Origin of the sequence: uncultured Tenacibaculum sp., assembly GCF_947498805.1 — a bacterium.
Lineage (GTDB): Bacteria > Bacteroidota > Bacteroidia > Flavobacteriales > Flavobacteriaceae > Polaribacter.
The window spans coordinates 1-836 of record NZ_CANMLT010000022.1; the positions used below are offsets into that span (position 1 = coordinate 1).

Here is an 836-nt window from a genome sequence, read left to right on the forward strand (position 1 = left end):
CCTGTTACATTCTCTATAGTAATCTCTCCTGTTTGTGTACAGGTATAATCTTGTGTGATACGTGCTGTTGCACTAAGTGCTGCTGGCTCTGTAATTACTACTGTTGCTGTGGTAGTTGTACATGCTCCTCTTGCACCTGTATCGGTAGTTACAATAGTATAGGTATCTGCTGCCAATCCAGTAAATGATACTGTAGTGTCGGTTGATGGGCCTGAGGTACTATTATATCCTGTTAATGCTGTTCCTGTTACTGTTGTTGTATATGGTGAAGTACCATTTGAGATTGTTACGTTAATCGTTCCTGTATCTCCATTACAACTTGGTTGAACTCCTGTAGCTACTATCGTTGGATCCGCTATTCTTGTGATAGTTACTGTTTGCATGAACTCACAATAACCTGCATTTCCACTATTATCTCGAACATAAACATCGTATGTTCCTGCCACTACATCTACTGGATTTGTTGTACTAAAATCTCCTGGCGCTACTGCTACTCCTGTCGCTACTACTGCATAAACATAATTACCATCTCCTCCTGCTGGTGTTGCAGTGATTTGTCCTTGGTTACATGTTTCATTTACAGTAGCTACAGTCGCTGTTAATTCTGGATTGATTACATGATTATTCGTTGTTGTTGAACATCCTAATCTATCTTGAACTGTAACATTATAACTTCCATTTGTTAATCCTGTAAAAGTGTATGATGTTGAAGTCGCTGGCGTTGGTGTTTGCCAAGTAGTTCCGCCATCAATACTAAACTGATATTCTCCGTTTCCTCCAGTTACATTTACTGCCAATGTACCATTCGTACCATCATAACACGATTCTGGTACTAC

Annotated in this window: 1 protein-coding gene; it reads right to left on the reverse strand. The window is 39.7% G+C overall.

Annotated features, from left to right (window positions below):
- A partial coding sequence (locus tag Q0873_RS18165; RefSeq protein WP_299110213.1) for a hypothetical protein occupies positions 1-836 on the reverse strand: 836 nt, incomplete at both ends.